Genomic DNA, 17,997 nt, shown 5'->3' on the forward strand with positions numbered 1-17,997 from the left:
ACAGTCGCGTGTCGCGAGGGGTCGTGCTCACATCCACCCCACTACCCTATCCGTCCCCGTACGCCCTGGCGGCGATACCGGATGCCGCTATGCGCTGGGCTTCTCAGCACGGTGCAGAGCCGCAATGCCCGCCGTCAAGTTGCGGTATGCGACGCGTGACCATCCGGCATCGCGCAGCCACCGCGCCAGTCGCTTCTGATTCGGCCACGCGCGGATCGAATCATTGAGGTACGTGTATGCCTCGGAGTTCGAGCTGATCAGGCGCACGATGATCGGCATGATCTTCGCGATGTAGAGGTTGTACCCGGCTCTGACGAACGAGAACGGCGGCGTCGAGAACTCGCACACGACAAGCCGACCCCCGGGCTTCGTGACTCGCAGCATCTCGGCCAGCGCCTTCTTCGGGTCAGCGACGTTGCGCAGTCCGAAGGAGATGGTGACGGCATCGAACTCGTTGTCGTCGAACGGCAAGTTGGTCGCGTCGGCTTCGACGAAATCGATGTTCGGCAGGTGGCCGAAGCGGCGGCGCCCCTCGGCGATCATGCCGGGCGAGAAGTCGGCCGCGACGACGGTGGCCCCCGTGGCGGCGAGCGCCGCGCTCGAGGTACCCGTGCCAGCTGCGAGGTCGAGGACACGATTGCCGGGTCGCGGGGCGACAGCGCGACGCAGCGCGATGCGCCAGAGACGATCATTTCCAACAGACAGAACATCGTTCGTCAGGTCATAGCGTCCGGCCACCTCGTCGAACATCGCCGACACCTGGGCTGGCTGCTTTTCGAGGTCTGCCTTCTTGCTCATTCCCCCAGTCTAGAGCCCGGACACCGGGGAGCATCCACCGTCCGTTACGACCGAGCGACGGATAAGTGCGACGCCGAAACCTGCTCAAGATGTACGAGATCCGATGCGATGGTGACGAAGTCAAACCCGTCAGCGAGCCTCGCCTTCGCGACCTCACCAGAGGGTGTGTGAATTCCAACTGGGAGGTTCCCGCTCTCCTCCTTCACCCGGCGCAGAGCGTCAGAGAAGACCCCATCGACTGTCGGATCGGTCGAGCTCGCACCCCCGACGGCAATACGCAGATCGCTCGGTCCGATATAGAGCGCGTCGATTCCCGGAACCGCGGCAATCTCAGCCACGTTCTCCAGCGCTTGAGGGGTTTCGATCATCGCAATACAGGCAAGCGAGTCGTTGGCCTCGGCCAAGACATTGCTGACCCTCAGCTGTGCGCGCATCGGCCCGAACGACCGCACGCCAATTGGCGGGTAGTGCGCCGCCGCGGCTGCTTTCACAGCATCCTCTGCCGTGTTGATGAGCGGAACGATCACGCCTGCCGCTCCTGCGTCGAGTGCCTGGCCGATCCATGTAACGTCGTTCGCCGGAACTCGCACCATTCCCACGGTCGGCTTCGGCCCGAGCTGAGCTCCCGCGTCAATCGCCATCAGGGAGTTGAGCCATGCCTTGTAGTCAACGAGACCGTGTTGCGCGTCAACGCAGATGTAGTCGTAGCCCACACGCGCCAGGCGTTCAACGGCGACCTGCGCGTCCATCAGGGACCAGTAGCCGATTAGCTGCTCGCTCCGCCGGAGTCGTGATACGAAGTCCATTGCTTTGTTCATGTGCGCGTTCCTTGTGCCTCTCGTGATTTCTGAGTTCCACTGATGTGAGGAGTGTTTACCTGTTGTAAGGCGGCATGGAGCCCAGAAACGGTGCCGTTGTCTCGTCGAGCGCCTCGACCAGCTGTGGGTCAAGCCGCCCCTTACCGACGAACCCGATGTTTTGTGCAAGCTGCTCGACGCTGGAGCCAGCGAGAAGAATCGATGACACAGTGGGCTTTGACAGCAGCCACCGGAACGACATTTCGACGAGACTCATTCCGGAATCGCTGGCTATTGCTTTCAGCGCCTCGACGGCCTCGAACAGCTCGGGCGTCCAATACCGTCTGCGATACATCTCGGCCAGCCCCGAGGATCCGAACCGCCCGTTCGCCGGCGAGTCGTGCAATGAGTGTCGACCCGTCAGGAGTCCACCGGCAAGCGGGTTGTAGACCATGGTCGCAAGATCGTGAACCTGAGCGTACTCGGCGTACTCTCTTTCAAGTGTTCGCGCGAGCAGGTTGTACAGCTGCTGGGCAACGATGACGCGTGGAGCCCCGACAAGACGCGCCTGCTCAGTGACGTCGGAGATCTGCCATGCCGAGAAATTTGAGACGCCCAGCGCACGGACCTTCCCCGCGGAGTGAAGCTCAGCCACCGTTTGCAGCGTCTCTTCAAGAGGGGTCTCGCGGTCTGGCTGGTGGAGGTACAACACATCAATGTGGTCGCGACTGAGACGCCCGAGGCTGTTCTCGACGCTGTCTGTCAGCGCGTCGCGCGACAGTGGTGGCCGCCCGGCAGCGTCGGAGGTCGGCATTCCGGCCTTCGTCGCGATATAACAACGGTCGCGGTGAGCCGGCAGAATGCGCGATAGCATGCGCTCGCTCTCCCCTCCCGCATAGCCGTTCGCTGTGTCGATGAGGGTCGGGCCCTGTTCCAGCGCTAAATCGACCATGCGGGACGCAACGGATTCGTCCACGGTGTCACCAAATGACATGGTGCCGAGGACCGTTGTCACCTGCGTGATGTTGTCGTGCATTTGGGCTCCTTCTCTGTTCTCAGTCTCGTCACTCATCCGCGGTCATGCGCACAACGTCGGTGGGGGTGCTGACCTGGCGGAACATACTGAGAACCTCACGGGGCTTGATGCCCACCATGGTCGTTGGGTCGAGGGCGGCAGCGCGAAGCGTTCGGGTATACGGATCAACGGGAGACTCGAGAACCCGCTGAGTGCTTCCTTTCTCGACAATGCGGCCCTTCGACATCACGACAACCGACTGGCTGATTTCGCGCACTACACCGAGGTTGTGCGAGATCACGATGAACGTGCTCTGCGTCTCATTCTGCAGATCACGAAGAAGCTGAAGAATCTGCGCTTGGACCGAGACGTCCAGGGCGCTTGTCGCCTCATCGAGCACAATCAGATCCGGCTCGCAGGCGAGAGCACGCGCAATGCCGATGCGCTGACGTTGACCGCCGGAGAATTCGTGTGCGCGGCGTGGCCCAGCTGTTGTCGGCAGGCCTACACGATCGAGATAGTCTCGTGCACGCACACGCCGGTCCGCGCGCGAGAGCCCCCGCTTGCGCATCGCGATCGGCTCAGCGACAAGATCCTCCGCTGTCATTCGGGGATCGAGCGATCCATACGGGTCCTGAAAGACCATCTGAATTCGAGAGCGCATGGGGCGCAGCTGGCGCTCCGTGAGCGGCACAAGGTCACGGCCATCGAGCGAGATCGTGCCCGCAGTCGGTTTTAGCAGGCGCACGATTGACCGCGCAATCGTCGACTTGCCGCAGCCGGACTCTCCGACGATTCCGAGCGTCTTGCCCTGCTCGACGGAGAAGCTGACGTCATCGACGGCGCGGAACGGGCCAGACTTCGTGGGAAACTCGACGACGAGGTTTTTGACGTCGAGAATGCGTGATGTGCTCATCGGTCACCGCCGTTCCATGAACCAAGCCGCGGCACGGCATCAAGAAGCTGTCGTGTGTACTCGACAGCGGGGTTGTCGACGAGTTCGTCTGCTTGCCCTCTGTCGACGAACCGGCCATCCTTCATCACTTTGATCCGATCGGACATGACGCGGGCGACTCCCAGATCGTGGGTGATGAGGAGCAGTGCGAGCTCGGACTCTGCTTGAAGCGTGAGCAGGAGATCGAGAATGCCTGCCTGAACCGTTACGTCGAGCGCGCTCGTCGGCTCATCAGCAATGATGAGTACTGGATCGGCCGCCAGCGCTGATGCAATGAGCACACGCTGCAGCATGCCGCCGGATAGCTGGTGGGGAAACTTACGCAGCTGTTCCGCCGGACTGGGAATCCTCACATGTTCAAGAAGTCGGATGCTCTTCTCCTCGACCTCACGTTTGCTGAGCCTGTCGGATCCGCCTCTGCGCACGGCTCCCCCGAGTTGATGCCCAATGGTATGCGTTGGGCTCAGCGCAGTCATCGGATCCTGCGGAATGAGCGCGACTCGTCGCCCGCGCATCGCCGCCAGTTTTCTGGGATGGGCGAGGACGTCCGTCCCCTCAATTTCAATGGTTCCCGACATGACAGCAAGGTCTTTCGGGAGGAGACCCAGAACGCCCATCGCCGTCGTCGACTTCCCGGAGCCCGATTCGCCGATGATCGTGACGGTTTCACCCTTTTCTAGAGTGAACGACACGTGGTCGACCGCCGTGATGATCCCGCTCGCGGTCATCAGCTCGATTAGAAGCTCTTTAACATGAAGGACGCTCATTTCGATGCCTTCTTCCGTCGTGTGAAGTCGCGGAGGCCATCGCCGAGGAGATTCACCCCGACGACGAGAACTGCAATCACGATGCCGGGCAACGTCACGAGCCACCACGCGCTCGCGATGACGTCTTGGCCGTCGGAGATGATTCGTCCCCACGTGGGGAAGGGTCGCTGCGGTCCAGCACCGAGGAAGCTCAGCGCGCTTTCCAGCAAAACAGCTTGCGCAAGAAGAAGGAGCACAACAACGATCGCCTGTGCGATGACGTTGGGAAGCACGTGCTTCACCAGAATGCCGACCCGTTTGACCCCAAGTACCCTCGCGGCTTCGACGTAGGGCTTCTCTCGCTCGACAATGACGAGCGAACGTGTCAATCGCGCCGGTTCGGGCCAATTGGCTATGGCAATGACAAATGTGATCACGGGCACGCTCGAGCCGAACAGAGCAACAACGAGAAGCAGCATCATGAGAAGTGGGAGAGACAGCTGCGCTTCGATCAGCCGGGAGATGATCCCGTCAACCTTGCCTCCGTAGTATCCGGCGAGCGAGCCGAGGATGATTCCGATGGTTCCGGAAATCACGACGGCGAGAACGCCGATGAGAAGCGAGACTTGTCCGCCGTACATGACCCGCGCGAGCAGATCGCGTCCGAGCTGATCGGTACCGAACAAATGCCCGTCGGTCAGGGGCGGGATCATGCGCTGTGAAAGGCTCTGCTCATTTGCACTGGGGATGGGCAGAACCCGGACAAACACGATCGGAAGAACGACGACCAGCGTCAGCAGCGTTCCCGTCCAGATCTTGACCCGGCTTGCCCGCTCTTTGCGAGCAAAGCCCGCTTTCTTCAGCATTTTCGGCGTGACCGCGCTTGCGCTGCCGAGCGTGAGGCGAGTCATGCTTGCACCTTTCCAAGTCTTACCCGTGAGTCCAGCAGCGGGTACGTCAGGTCGATGATCAATTGCACGAGCACAGCGAGAACTGCAGTGACAACGACCGTTGCCTGAATGAGCGGGTAGTCACGAGTTTCCAGCGCACGGACGACGAGGGAGCCGATGCCGGGCCAGCCAAAGACGACCTCGACAACGACGACGCCGTTGAGCATGCTCGCAAAGCGGGTGCCGAGAGCCGTCACCACCGGTACGGCCGAGTTTCTGAAGCCGTACCCCCAGGTGAGCGCTGTCCCGTTGACGCCTCGTGATCGTGCGATCGTGAAGTACGGTGCCTGCAGGTTCTGAACCATCTCACGCCTGACCATGCGGGAGATCAGTGCAATCTGCAGTGTCGCAATCGTCAGAGCCGGCAGAACGATTCCCGACCACGATCCGAATCCGGACACGGGGAAGATCGGAAGGGCGACGGCGAAGAATGTGATCAGCATTACACCGATCCAGAAGTCGGGCATGGATTGCCCCACAATGGTGACGATATTCGCCGACAGTTCTCGTTTGGTGTCGGCGCGCCTCGCCATCCAGACACCGAGTGGAATCGCGATCACCGCAGTGAGCAAGACCGCCGCGACAGCAAGCGTGATGGTGTTGGGAAGCCTGTCGAACACCACTTGGAGCGCTGGCGCACGGAACGAGTACGACATTCCGATATTCCCCTGTACGAGATCCTTAAGGAAGATCCCATACTGCGTGACGAGTGGCTCGTTCAGTCCCATGCTCTCGCGCACACGATCGAGCTCAGCCGTGCTCGCCAATGGACCCGCGAGCGAGTACGCCGGGTCGCCGGGGGCCATACGCACGAGGACGAACACCGCGGAGATCGTCAGGAATATCGTGAGGAGACTCTGCCCGAGCCGTGAGATCAGGTACCGAAGCATCGTGCGTATCTAGTCCTTGAGGCTGACCGTGGCCAGGTCATACGAGTTGATGGGGGACAACTTGAGGTTCTGCACGCGGCTGCGGCGAGCAAGCAACACCTTCGGGACAAAAGCCCACAACGACGGTGTCAGGTCCCACGCCTTCTGCTGTGCATCGGCGAGAAGCTGGTTGCGCTTGGTCTCATCACCCATCGATGTGGCCTCATGAATCAGATCGGCGACCTCAGGGAAGACAAAGCCGTGATACGAGTCGCGCGTCTCTTCTTTCTCTGCCGTGCCCGCATACATTCCTTCCATGGTTGTGAGCGCGAGCCCCGTCTGGTTGCCGTAGCCGTTCCCGAGGATGTCCCAGTCACCGCCCTCTCCACGGCGCCACTTGCCGATGTCGCCACCCGCCTGGAACGACTTGAGCGTCAAGCTCACGCCTACAGCGCTGAACATCTCAACGAGCGCTTCCATCACGAGCGTGTCGGCCGGGTACTCGCCCTCCTCCCAGATCAGCGTGAGCGCGAGATCTGTCGCCCCAAGCCGTTTGAGTTCAGACTGCGCCTTCTCTGGGTTGTATTCGAATGACCCCACCTCAGCGAAGCCGTTGAGGGTAAACGGGATGACGCCGTTCGCCTGTTCTGCGTTGCCGCCAAAGATCGAGTCGATGATCGTAGAACCGTCAACCGCATATGTCAGCGCGCGTCTCACTTCCGGATTCGCCAGCGGGTGATCTTTCGGCTTACGGAAGTTGAAGAAGAGGTGGTTGAACCGCGTCCCCGTCACCGAATCAATCTCTATTCCGTCGACGCCCTTCAGCGTTTCGGCGGACTCCGGCGTGATCGAGTCGATGACATCGACCTCTCCCGCCCGGATCGCGGACACCCGGCTTGATTCCTCGGAGATGAACCGGACATTGACTTTCTCGATCTTCGCCGAATCGCCCCAATATTCGTCATTGACAGCCAGCGTGTAGGTTCCCGATCCGCTCTCGCTGGATTCGACAATGTACGGACCTGAGCCGACCCCGTCGTGGAGTTCGGCTGGCTCGTTCGCGTCAGCCGGCGTGATCAGTACATTCGACATCAGAAAGTCGAGTGTCGGGATGGGCTTCTTCGTATCTAGTGTGAATTCTTTGTCGCTGACTTCTGTCACGACGGGCCACTCTGAGAATTGGGGCTGCAGGAAGCCGCCCTCGACCTGCTTATACATGTCAAGCGCCGTCGCCACGTCTTTGGCGACAACCGGCGTTCCGTCCGAATACTGCGCATCCTCTCGAATGGTGACTTTCCATTGCGTGTCGGAAACAGCCTCAAACGACTCGGCAAGCACATTCTTCACCGTCAGGTCGCCGCTGATTCTGGTGAGTGCCTGCCTGACGGCACGCTGCACGGTCACTGCTGCGTCGAATTGGTTGAGCTTGTTGTCAATGCTCACCAGCGAACGGTTCAGACCAAGAGTCAGGGTGCCACCTGCGGCTTTTGCCGCAGAGCCACCGCCCGGGCCTGCGCACGCAGCAAGCGTTGGCGCGAATGCGATACCCGCACCGGCGACGAGGCCGAAGCGGAGAAGCCCCCGGCGCGAGAAGAGCGCCGTTGATGCGGGTACGGATGAAGCTGTCGTGTGTGGTGTCTCGGTCATCGTTGACCTCCTCGATCGTCAGACGCTGTGGAGCGACCAGGTGGAATGGCATCACCTTTGTGATGATTAGCAATGCAACCATGCTTGCATATTTCGCGCAAGTCTTTTAGCGTGAAATGCGCAATAATGATTGAACGCGTATTGTGAGAGCGCCACACGCTGACAGGGGGGTCGATGGCCGAGTTACGGTTGCTCGCAATCGCCGATGACCTCACCGGCGCGGGCGAAGTCGCGTCAGCATGTGGCGCGGGAACACGTGTCGTCTTAGGCACACCGACCCCTGAACAATGGGACGGGCTTCAGCGCCACAATACGTCTGCCCTCGTTGTCGACACCGGTACACGGGATGCCGATCCTGAGGACGCAGCGACCGTCATCACCAGCCTCATACGCGAAATTCCTGACGGCATCACCGTGTTCAAGAAGGTTGACAGTCTTCTGCGTGGAAACACAGGTGCCGAGATTAAAGCTCTCAGCGCACGTAGCCCCGTCGTTCTTGCCCCAGCGCTCCCGGATATAGATCGCACCGTGGAAGGCGGGATCTTGCGCATTGCACGCAGAGCACTGGTGGAAACGACGCTGTGGGATCACGAGAAGAACCCCGCTCCCGAGCGCGTTACAGATCTGTTCCCGCATACCGACGTCGCTGAAATTTCGATTGACGACATCCGGGCTGGCCGCCTCGATGCACTCCAGCAGCATCGAGCCGGGGTACTGGTGTGTGACGCGATCGCCGATTCGGATCTCGACGCGATCGTCTCCGCTGCACCCCTCAACGCTGTCCTTGCGGGCAGCAGAGCATTAGCGGAGGCTCTCGACCGCCGCGACAGCGTACGCACCGCCCCGTCGCAGAACACCGACATACCAGCATCAGATCGCCAGGTTCTTGTCGTCGTCGGCACCGCATCCTCGGCGGCCGTCGCGCAGATCGATGAACTGAAAAGCCGCGGCTATCCGGTCATCGATCTCGACCCCGAGTGCATCAGCACACTTAATCCAGACACACACGTCGCCAATCACGTTCTTGTTGTCTCACTCGCCGGATCGACCCCAAACGCGCATGCACCGCATCTCGCGCAGGATGTTGCACACGCGGTGGCCGCTATCGCCGTCGGACGCAACCTCGTTCTCACCGGCGGCGAAACTGCCCGGAAAGTCCTTGACGTGCTCGATATCCGCATGCTCACTCACGTCGCGACGGTCGAGCCCGGGCTTGTGGAGCTCACAGCAGACTCTGGCAGACGTGTCATCACTCGACCCGGAAGCTTCGGCTCACGGTACAGCCTTGCTCGGGCAATTCGGCATCTGACCACTCCAAACGCGCGTCAGCGCACTCACATTAGGGATCGTTAAATGGCAAGCAGACCGCGGATTGCAGTCACAATGGGGGACGCTGCCGGTGTCGGACCGGAGATCATCGTCTCCGCCCTGCTCGACCCGGAGATCATCGGGGCATGCATCCCCATCATCATCGGAGACGGCGCGCGACTCCGGAAGGCCGCCCAGGTCACGGGGGTGGCACCGACGATCAACACGATCGACGGCCCGGAGGATGCTCTCAGTGAACCCGGAACGCTCAATGTGATCGATCTGGACCTGATTCCGGACGACCTGCCCTGGGGCGAGCTTTCAGCAGTCGCAGGAGATGCCGCGTACCAATATGTCGAGCGAGCGTGCGACCTTGCCCGCCAGCAGCGAATCGATGCCATCTGCACTGCGCCGCTCAATAAAGAAGCCTTGCACCGTGGAGGTCACGTATATCCGGGGCACACCGAGATGCTGGCCAAGCTCACGGGGACAGATGAAGTGTCCATGATGCTGTCAACGCCCAAGCTGAAGGTCATCCACGTCACCACACACGTCGGACTGATTGACGCCGTAGAGAAAATTGAGCCGGGACTCGTCGAGAGAACGATCCGCCGAGGGAACGACGCACTTGTCGCAGCGGGCAACCCGCGACCGCGAATCGGCGTGGCATCGATAAACCCGCATGCGGGCGAGGGCGGGCTGTTCGGCTACGGAGAAGAGGCGACGAAGATCGCGCCAGGCGTTGAAGCTGCGCGTGCTCATGGCATTGACGTAAGCGGCCCGCTCCCCGCGGACACGCTCTTCTTCCTCGCGGGACGCGGTGATTATGACCTCGTCGTCGCTCAGTACCACGACCAAGGACACGGCCCCATTAAGGTGCTGGGGATCGAGGCCGGTGTAAACATTACTGTGGGGCTCCCCGTTATTCGCACCTCGGTCGACCACGGTACCGCTTTCGATATCGCAGGAACTGGCAAGGCAGATCCCCGTAGCATGGTCGAAGCTATGAGGCAGGCTATTGAACTCGCAACGAATCGGGGGGCACCATGACCCACGCTTCCACCGCGGAACGGCGTGACAAGATCGTCCATTTGGCGATCTCGAACGGTCCGACGAATGTCGACGAACTCGCAGCATATTTCAACGTCACCTCATCGACGATACGCAGGGACCTCGCACGGCTCACGAACGAAGGCCGCATTACCCGGACCTACGGTGGTGCGATAGCACTTGTCGCGCATCCGGAGCCGTCGCTGACTGAGCGCCAGAGCGAAGCGCACGAGCAGAAAGTCCTGATCGCGGAGTGGGCTCGCAAGACAGTGTCGCCAGGTGACGCCCTGCTCCTCGATCTCGGCTCGACTGTTGCGACTTTGGCCCCGCGACTTCGCGACATCGATGACCTGTCAATTTCTACAGTGAACCTGTCCGTCATCACCGCGCTCTCTGGCCTTGCCTCGGGAAAGCTCTTCTGTCTCGGTGGGCAATTCCGCCCGCTCAGCCATGGATTCGTCGGCCCGCTTGCCGAAGCAGCGGTCGAACGGCTGACGTTCGACGCTGCTTTTCTCGGCACCGACGGAGTCAACGCCGACGGCCAAATCAGCGAGGCAGATCTCCAACAGCTTCGGTTCAAAGAACTTGTCTGCCGGCGAACAACGCACGTGTACGTGCTTGCGCACGGCGAGAAGATCGGGCAGAGCCCGGTTCACGGATGGTCTCGATTGCCGCTCCCCTGGACACTCGTCACTGATGACTCCGCTCCCGCCGATGTGCTGTCATCCATCGAGGCAACGGGGGTCACCGTTGTCGTCGTTCCCTCGGCAACCGCCTCCGCAAGCTCGACGGAGTAAATCTCTTCCCCAGGATGCGCGGCGTAGGCTTGATGATGTGACCGCACCCGACACACCGCGGCTCGTCGTCGACACCACCCCCGTCGGCGATGTGTCGCTTCTCATCCCACACACCTCTCCCTCCGACCCGATCGTCTGGCTCCGCAAGGGCACGGGAATGATCGGAATCGGCGAGGCACTGCGCCTCGAGTTCACGGGCGAGAACCGCATGACCGAGGCTGCTGCCGCGTGGCGTCGCCTCGCGGCATCCGCTCATGTCACCGATCGCGTCAGCGTTCCTGGAACCGGTCTGATCGCCTTCGGCGCTTTCGCGTTCTCGGCGCTGTCGTCGACGACCAGCGTGCTCATTGTGCCGCGCGTGGTCATCGGGAGACGCAGCGGGCGCCACTGGGTCACGCACATCCGCGTCGAGGGAGAGCCGCTCGACACCGGCCGAGGCGGACTCATCGAAGCATCAGAGGCCGTTGTCGCCGACGCGGAGCCCGTGGGCGACGCATTCGGCGTGGAGTTTCTGCCCGGCCAGGAGTCAGCGGACTCCTACAAGTTGCACGTGGCAGAGAGCGTGCGACGCATTCGCGACGGTGCCCTTGAGAAGGTCGTGCTCGCACGCGATCTCGTGGGGACGGTTCCCGCCGGTGCCGATATGCGCCGGTTCGTCGCCGATCTTGCGCAGGGCTACCCCGATTGCTGGACGTACGCCGTCGACGGGCTCATGGGGTCCAGCCCCGAGACCCTCGTCAGCGTGACTGAGGGGGCCGTGACGGCACGCGTTCTGGCCGGAACGACGGCTCGAGGCGATGGCCCGGATGCTGACGAGCAGGCGTCCATCGCGCTCGCGACGTCGCAGAAAGACAACGACGAGCACGAGTTCGCCGTGCAGAGCGTCGTGCGTTCGCTGGAGCCGCACACCTCACACCTGGTCGCGAGCGAAGTGCCGTTCACGTTGAAGCTGCCGAACCTGTGGCACCTCGCCACCGACATCGACGGCGTGCTTTCCGACGGGGCCTCGTCGCTCGATCTGATCGCGGCGCTGCATCCGACAGCGGCGGTCGCCGGAGCGCCGACGCCAGACGCCGTTGATCTGATCAACGAGCTCGAACCGTTCGACCGCGGGCGCTACGCCGGCCCAGTGGGGTGGGTAGGCGCTGACGGCGACGGCGAGTGGGCGATCGCTCTGCGATGCGCGCAGCTCGATGGCGACGCGCTCACCGCGTACGCGGGCTGCGGCGTCGTCGGCGAGTCCGTGCCCGAGAACGAGCTCATGGAGACGCGGATCAAGTTCCGACCCGTCGTGGACACGCTCGAGGGCTGACGCCGGGGCGCGATGCGGCGGCGCGGCGCAGGGGCGCGACGCTCAGCTCAGTTTGCCCAGCACTTTCTGTCCTTTACGGACGTGCTGTCACTCCGCGGCAGGCCAGCATTTCCGTAAAGGACAGAAAAATCTGCCAGGGCGCACCACGGAGTCAGCGCTTGAGCGGCACCTCGATAACCACGGGCGCTTCGCGGGACAGCGTCAGCGCTTGCTCCAGCTTGCCGCGGGTCGTCACACGCACGTGCTCCCAGCGGTAGGCGGCGGCGAGCGCCGCCACGTCAACATCGTGCGGCGTGTACTGCACACGATCGAACACGTCGCGCTCGGCCGTCTGCGCCACCTCAAGGTCGTCGAAGATCGTTCCGCCGCCATCGTTGCCCACGATCACCTGCAGCCGCGGCCACGTCTCACCGTGCCCACCCAGCAGCGACCCGGCGTCATGCAGCAGCGCGAGGTCGCCGACGAGCACGCGGGTGACCCCCGGCATCCCGTCAGCCTGCTGAGCGGAGGCGATGCCATGCGCCGTGGCAATGGTGCCGTCGATGCCGGCCAGACCGCGGTTCGCATGCACCGGGATCTTCTTACCCGGCACATACGCATCGGCAACGCGAATGAGCCGGGATGCCGCGAGCACGAGGCGATCATACGGCCACGTGGCGCGCCAGAGCTCCTCAACCAGCATCCGCCGGTCGACTTCGGCGCGCACGGCCGCGAACTCTGCACGGGCAAATCGCAGGCGAGCTTCCGGGTCGTGCGAGTGTCCGTCGGCGAGTGAGGGCGCGGCGTCTCGGTCGGCCGCCTGCACGAGCGACCGAGAGGCAACCACCCAGGCACCCAGCCAGTCGCGGTCGGCAGCACCATCGGCGACGGATGCTGTCGAGACAACGCGCGCGCGATGCCCGGGGTTGTACGCCTCGATGCCGGTCGGGGCGACGACAGTCACGTCGACGTCGTCGCGCTGCAGCAGCGCCGGAACCTCACGGCTGAGCGTGGGATGCCCGAAGACGACGGCGCGCTCGATGCGTCCGCCCAGCCGGTCGTCGCGCAGCAGCTCGCGGTACGGGGTGACGAGGTTGCGCCCGAAGCGCGCGCCACTCGTGACCTCCGCGATGAGGGGCCAGGATGCTGCGTGAGCGAGCTCTTCAGCGTCAGGGCCAGCGCCGTGCCCCGCGATGACCACGGTGCGCGGGCCGCGCTCAAGCACAACGCGCGGCCGCTCGAACCGTGCCGCGACGAACGGGCGTGCTGAAGCATCCCTTGTCGCGGCGGTGTCGCGGGTTCCTTCCCCCGCTGCGGCACCCTCGCGGGCGGTGTCTCTCGTCGCAGCGTCGGCGGGCAGCGCAGACGACAGCGGTTCGCGAAAAGCGAGGTTGAGGTGCACGGGCCCGGGACCGGCGATGCCGCGGCCGTTCGCACTGCGCAGCGCCTCGTGCGCCAGCGTCGCCGCCCGCGCGCTCTCGCCGTCAGCACCTGTCGGCGCAGCCACGTCGCGTTCGAAGCGCACGGCTCCGCCGAAGATGCCCGGTTGTGTCGTCGTCTGGTTGCTGCGGATCCCCTGCAGCTCGACCGGCCGATCTGCCGTGAGCAGCAGCAGCGGCACTCCGGAGTGGTGCGCCTCGAGAACGGCGGGGTACAAGTGGGCAACGGCAGAGCCGCTCGTGGTCACGACGGCAGTGGCGCGGCCCGACTCGACGCCGAGCCCCAGAGCGAAGAACGCGGCAGACCGCTCGTCGATGCGCACGTGCACGCGCAGACGCCCCGCACGCTCAAGCGCGGCCGCCGCAAGCGCAAGCGCCTGCGACCGCGACCCGGGGCACACGACAACGTCGGTCAAGCCGCCGTCAACCAGCGCCGTCAGCAGTTCGACCGAGAACGCCGTGGCTGGTGCTGCGTCGGCCGGTGGCCCGTCAGGCATCCGTGTTGTTTGAACCGGTGCCGTGACCGTGATCGGTGGGATGGCCGTCGTCATCGGCGGGCTTATCGTCGCTCGAGCGCTTGTCTGCGTCGGCAGCATCCGGACGCTTTTTCTTCTCGTCGCGCGGGCGGATGATGTCCTCTTCCGCGTCGAGTGCGGCGAGCTCTTCTTCAAGCTGACGAATGCGATCGTCCTGATCGGAGTCGACGCGCAGCGTGCCGATGAACGACGGGTCGTCGTCGGGCGCCACATCGCGTGCCAGGTCTGCACCGCCGCGCCCGATGAGGTACCACAGCACCAGGCCGACAACGGGGAGCAGGAGGATCACAACGATCCACACGGGCTTCGACAGCCCCCTGACCCGACGATTGTCGATGATGGCGCAGTCGACCACCGTGTAGATCGTGATTGCCACGATCACCGGGATCAAGATGAAGAGCAGGCGTGCCATGCACTAATGGTATCTGCCCCGGCGGTTAATGCACTGGGCATCCCTGTATCCAGCGCTCAGACAGCCTCGGCGGCCTAGAATTCTTGTGTGAAGCGCATTCCCCCGGCCCTGACGTACACGATTCTTCGTCTGCTGGCCTTCATCGTTCCGCTGGTGATTCTTCTGTTTCTCGGGTTCAACGAGTGGTTCTCCGCGATCATCGCCGCGATCATCGGCTTTGCGTTCTCGCTCATCTTCTTGCAGCGGTCACGCGAGCGGGTGGCGGTGGCCATTCACGACAGGCGCACGGGGGCGGATGCTGCTGAGCCGCACGAGACCCCGACGGACGAAGAGGCCGAAGACGACGTCATCGAGCACGGCGGAACCGACGGTGCTGGCGCGGACGACGAAGAAAACAGGCCCGCGGATGCTCCGGACACCGCAGGGTCCAGCGATGAGGCGGCTCCCCAGGATGGTACGGCGAGCGATGTCGCACCCTCCGATGCCGAGTCGAGACCCACTGACGCTGCGACCCGGTCGCATCTGAATGACGATCCTTCCCACTGACCGATGAGCACATCGCCCTCTCGCGAACCGCTGTCCAACGACGTGCCTGTCCGGGGTGGCGAACGCGCCCCAGCGACAGTCACGACGCTCGCCGAGCACCAGGTCACTGACGCCGTTGCCCTGTGGGCCGCCGCGGGCCTCACGCGCCCGTGGAACGATGCGGACGCCGACTGCCGCCGCGCCCTCGTCGGCCCCGACTCGACGGTGCTGGCCGTCACAGACGCCACCGGGCTCGCCGCCACCGCAATGGTCGGCCACGACGGCCACCGCGGCTGGGTGTATTACCTCGCGGTCGCCGACCGCTGTCGCGGGCGCGGTCTCGGGGCGCTGCTGATGTCGGCGTGCGAAGAATGGGTGCGCGAACGCGGCATCCCAAAGCTGCAGCTCATGGTGCGCCGTGACAACGCTGACGTTTCAGCGTTTTACGACCGGCTCGGGTATGAAGCGTCAGACGTCATCGTTCTGGGGCGTCGCCTCGACGCGTCATGACCGGATGCTGCGAGGCCAGCGCCGTCGTCAGAACGAGTAGCCCAGGAAGAACGCGACGCTGTACAGCAGCTGCGTCACGCCGACGAGCTTGAGGGCGAGCACGAGCTCCTTCGGCGTGCGCGCCGTGATCACGATGAGGCACGCGGGCAACGCAGCGAGCAGCGCGAACGCCGCGTACCAGACGCCCGTGTAGAACAGGGCGACCAGGGCAGCGATGCCGAACGGCACGAGCATCAGCACGACGAAGAGGATGCGCGAGGCGAGGCTGCCGATCAGCACAGACAACGTGTGCTTGCGCGTCAGCTTGTCTGACTCACGGTCGCGCAGGTTGTTGACGAGGATCGCCGACATCGCGATGAGGCCGACGCCGACGGCGCCGTACCAGGCTTCTTGATTGAGCTGCCCCACCTGAACCCACATGGTGCCGAGTGTCGCGACCAGGCCGAAGAAGATGAAGACGACGATCTCGCCGAGTGCGTAGTAGCCGTAGGGGCGCTTGCCTCCCGTGTAGAACCACGCCGCGAGAATGCACGCGACACCCACGGCAATGAGCCACCACTGCTGCGTGGCGATGGTGATGAGCACGCCCGCGACGGCCGCGAGCGCGAAGAAGACGAGCGCGACGATCAGGACGCTGCGCGGGCTGGCCTTGCCCGATCCCACAAGACGCCCGGGGCCCACGCGACGCCTGTCGGTTCCGCGGATGCCGTCAGAGTAATCGTTGGCGAAATTGACGCCGATCTGCAGGGCCATGGCGACGCCGAGGCAGAGCAGCGCCCGCACCCAGTGGAACTCATCCGGGGCGCCCGCGATGCGCGCAGCTCCCGTGCCCACGAGCACCGGGGCAATCGACATGGGCAGCGTCGGAATGCGGGCCGCGCGAATCCAATCCGCAGCCTTCGCCGGCTTGACCTCCTGCATCGGGCGCGCCGCGGGGTTGCCGCTGCGTCCCCCGCCCTTGCGTGCGACGGGTACCGTCGCCCCTTGCCGTCTCTTCGACGTGCTCTTGCGCTGTGCTGCCACGAATGACCTCCTGCTCCGCGGCAACTTTACTAAAGATCGCTATGCCATCGTGCGCTCGGCGATTGCGCGCGTGATCGCCTGCCGGTCGGGCTTGCCCGATGAGAGCCGCGGAAGCGCCGCGACGGTGACGATGCGGTTCGGTCGCGCCGGTTTGCCGAGCTGTGTTGCGACAGCATCCTGAACCACGTCAAGCCGGGCGCCAGACACATCGGTCACGACGACGGGAACCTGGCCCCAGCGGTCGTCTTCAGCGCCCACGACGACCGCGTCTCCGAGACCCGCGACACCGCGCACGATGCGCTCGACGCGGTCGAGGTTCACGTTGACGCCTCCCGAAACGATGACGTTGTCGGCGCGCCCCAGCACGGTGAGCACGTCGTCGTCGATCGTCGCCAGGTCGCCCGTGCGATACCAGAGGCGGCTGTCGCGTTCGACGAAGGCGCCCTCCATGCGGGCGTGGTCCAGGGTTCCGTCATCGGCGAGGTATCCGTCGCTCAGCACAGGGCCCGTCAACTCGACCTGCCCGCTGACGATGCTCATCTCGACGCCGGGCAGCGGTTGCCCGTTGTAGACGCAGCCGCCGGAGGTTTCACTCGAGCCGTACGTGCGATACACCGGCAGGCCGAGCAGCTGCGTGCGTTCGCGAACGGGTTCGGGCAGGGCCTGGCCACCGATCAGGATGCCGTCGAAGCGACGCAGAGCGGTCACGCCCGTGCGCGTTTCGAGCAGTCGCATCAGCTGCGCCGGAACGAGCGAGGTGAAGCGCAATTCGCCGGTGAGCTGCTTGCTCGCCTCAATGAACGCAGCGGTATCGAAATGCCCCGGGGGCAGCACGATCGGCGTGGTCTCGGCGGCGATCGAACGCACGAGCACCTGCAGCCCGGCGATGTAGTGCGCCGGCAACGCCAGAAGCCACTGCCCTGGCCCGCCCAGCACGGACTCGCTCGCGGATGCTGATGCCAGAAGCGCGTCGCAACTGAGGACGACGTTCTTCGGCAGCCCGGTCGACCCCGATGTACGGAGCACCGCCGCTGCCGAGTGCGGCACCTCATGCAGTTCTGAGCCGTGGTGCGCAGCGAGCGGAACATCATTGTGCGGCGGCTCGGCAGCGATCGGCAGCAGCGCGGGGCCCGACCGGTCGAGCGCACCGCGCAGCGTCCCCATGACCTCAAGAGGGTCGGATGCCGAAACGGCGACGATGCTGCGCGTCATGGCCCGATTCTACGTTGCGCGCCCGATGCGTGGCCTGAACGCCCTCCATATTCACACGCCCGGGCGAAGCTGCCGGACGCTCAGGTGCTGACTTCTCCTCTCTCAGGGCGCAGAAAC

Annotated in this window: 18 protein-coding genes; 6 read left to right on the forward strand and 12 right to left on the reverse strand. The window is 63.7% G+C overall.

All coding sequences use genetic code 11. The annotated features are described in order from the left end of the window. Window positions 1-87 precede the first annotated feature (87 nt). Genes OK352_RS01590 through OK352_RS01625 form a run of 8 tightly spaced genes read right to left on the reverse strand, consistent with a single transcriptional unit; the run spans window position 88 to window position 7,777 of the window. Window positions 88-798: a demethylmenaquinone methyltransferase gene (locus tag OK352_RS01590; protein ID WP_265139636.1), complete on the reverse strand. Its 711-nt coding sequence runs from the start codon at window positions 796-798 to the stop codon at window positions 88-90. A gap of 44 nt (window positions 799-842) precedes the next feature. Beyond that, a complete protein-coding gene (locus tag OK352_RS01595) occupies window positions 843-1,616 on the reverse strand; it encodes an HpcH/HpaI aldolase family protein (protein WP_265139637.1) in 774 nt (257 codons plus the stop codon). A 55-nt stretch (window positions 1,617-1,671) separates the two neighbouring features. Then, the gene (locus OK352_RS01600) at window positions 1,672-2,631 is read right to left on the reverse strand and encodes an aldo/keto reductase (protein ID WP_265139638.1); all 960 of its coding nucleotides are present in this window, start codon (window positions 2,629-2,631) and stop codon (window positions 1,672-1,674) included. Between the two features lie 28 nt (window positions 2,632-2,659). Then, the gene (locus OK352_RS01605; protein ID WP_265139639.1) at window positions 2,660-3,526 is read right to left on the reverse strand and encodes an ABC transporter ATP-binding protein; all 867 of its coding nucleotides are present in this window, start codon (window positions 3,524-3,526) and stop codon (window positions 2,660-2,662) included. Beyond that, entirely contained in the window at window positions 3,523-4,332 is an 810-nt protein-coding gene (locus OK352_RS01610; RefSeq protein ID WP_265139640.1) for an ABC transporter ATP-binding protein, read from the reverse strand. Before OK352_RS01610 ends, OK352_RS01605 begins: the two co-directional genes overlap by 4 nt. Then, on the reverse strand, window positions 4,329-5,222 hold the full coding sequence (locus OK352_RS01615) for an ABC transporter permease (protein WP_265139641.1): 894 nt from the start codon (window positions 5,220-5,222) through the stop codon (window positions 4,329-4,331). Before OK352_RS01615 ends, OK352_RS01610 begins: the two co-directional genes overlap by 4 nt. Next, window positions 5,219-6,151 carry an ABC transporter permease gene (locus OK352_RS01620; protein WP_265139642.1) on the reverse strand — a complete coding sequence of 311 codons (933 nt, stop codon included), beginning with the start codon at window positions 6,149-6,151 and terminating at the stop codon, window positions 5,219-5,221. The genes OK352_RS01615 and OK352_RS01620 overlap by 4 nt, the downstream gene beginning before the upstream one ends. A gap of 9 nt (window positions 6,152-6,160) precedes the next feature. Further along, on the reverse strand, window positions 6,161-7,777 hold the full coding sequence (locus tag OK352_RS01625; protein ID WP_265139643.1) for an ABC transporter substrate-binding protein: 1,617 nt from the start codon (window positions 7,775-7,777) through the stop codon (window positions 6,161-6,163). Between the two features lie 174 nt (window positions 7,778-7,951). Here OK352_RS01625 and OK352_RS01630 point away from each other — a divergent pair, with 174 nt between their 5' ends. Genes OK352_RS01630 through OK352_RS01645 form a run of 4 tightly spaced genes read left to right on the forward strand, consistent with a single transcriptional unit; the run spans window position 7,952 to window position 12,244 of the window. Further along, window positions 7,952-9,130, forward strand: a complete 1,179-nt coding sequence (locus OK352_RS01630; protein WP_265139644.1) for a four-carbon acid sugar kinase family protein — start codon at window positions 7,952-7,954, stop codon at window positions 9,128-9,130. Beyond that, complete coding sequence (gene pdxA / locus OK352_RS01635; RefSeq protein WP_265139645.1) at window positions 9,131-10,135, forward strand: 4-hydroxythreonine-4-phosphate dehydrogenase PdxA; 1,005 nt, start codon at window positions 9,131-9,133, stop codon at window positions 10,133-10,135. It abuts the gene before it with no gap. Continuing rightward, complete coding sequence (locus OK352_RS01640; RefSeq protein ID WP_265139646.1) at window positions 10,132-10,932, forward strand: DeoR/GlpR family DNA-binding transcription regulator; 801 nt, start codon at window positions 10,132-10,134, stop codon at window positions 10,930-10,932. The genes pdxA and OK352_RS01640 overlap by 4 nt, the downstream gene beginning before the upstream one ends. 37 nt (window positions 10,933-10,969) lie before the next feature. Beyond that, window positions 10,970-12,244, forward strand: coding sequence for an isochorismate synthase (locus OK352_RS01645; RefSeq protein WP_265139647.1), 1,275 nt, complete (start codon window positions 10,970-10,972; stop codon window positions 12,242-12,244). Window positions 12,245-12,395: 151 nt separating this feature from the next. Here the strand turns inward: OK352_RS01645 and menD are convergent, their stop codons facing one another. Together menD and OK352_RS01655 are read right to left on the reverse strand one after the other, a co-directional pair. Continuing rightward, the gene (gene menD / locus OK352_RS01650) at window positions 12,396-14,159 is read right to left on the reverse strand and encodes a 2-succinyl-5-enolpyruvyl-6-hydroxy-3-cyclohexene-1-carboxylic-acid synthase (protein WP_265139648.1); all 1,764 of its coding nucleotides are present in this window, start codon (window positions 14,157-14,159) and stop codon (window positions 12,396-12,398) included. Continuing rightward, window positions 14,152-14,610, reverse strand: a complete 459-nt coding sequence (locus tag OK352_RS01655) for a PLDc N-terminal domain-containing protein (RefSeq protein WP_265139649.1) — start codon at window positions 14,608-14,610, stop codon at window positions 14,152-14,154. Before OK352_RS01655 ends, menD begins: the two co-directional genes overlap by 8 nt. 87 nt (window positions 14,611-14,697) lie before the next feature. Between OK352_RS01655 and OK352_RS01660 the strand changes: the two genes are divergently transcribed. Further along, entirely contained in the window at window positions 14,698-15,156 is a 459-nt protein-coding gene (locus OK352_RS01660; protein ID WP_265139650.1) for a DUF4229 domain-containing protein, read from the forward strand. A gap of 3 nt (window positions 15,157-15,159) precedes the next feature. Then, a complete protein-coding gene (locus OK352_RS01665) occupies window positions 15,160-15,645 on the forward strand; it encodes a GNAT family acetyltransferase (protein ID WP_265139651.1) in 486 nt (161 codons plus the stop codon). A 27-nt stretch (window positions 15,646-15,672) separates the two neighbouring features. Here OK352_RS01665 and OK352_RS01670 read toward each other — a convergent pair whose 3' ends face one another. Together OK352_RS01670 and OK352_RS01675 are read right to left on the reverse strand one after the other, a co-directional pair. After that, window positions 15,673-16,668 carry a 1,4-dihydroxy-2-naphthoate polyprenyltransferase gene (locus OK352_RS01670; protein WP_265139652.1) on the reverse strand — a complete coding sequence of 332 codons (996 nt, stop codon included), beginning with the start codon at window positions 16,666-16,668 and terminating at the stop codon, window positions 15,673-15,675. 39 nt (window positions 16,669-16,707) lie between these two features. Beyond that, window positions 16,708-17,880, reverse strand: a complete 1,173-nt coding sequence (locus OK352_RS01675) for an AMP-binding protein (RefSeq protein WP_265139653.1) — start codon at window positions 17,878-17,880, stop codon at window positions 16,708-16,710. Window positions 17,881-17,997: the final 117 nt, after the last annotated feature.

It is taken from the genome of Microbacterium sp. MPKO10 (genome assembly GCF_026107415.2).
Taxonomy (GTDB): Bacteria; Actinomycetota; Actinomycetes; order Actinomycetales; family Microbacteriaceae; genus Paramicrobacterium.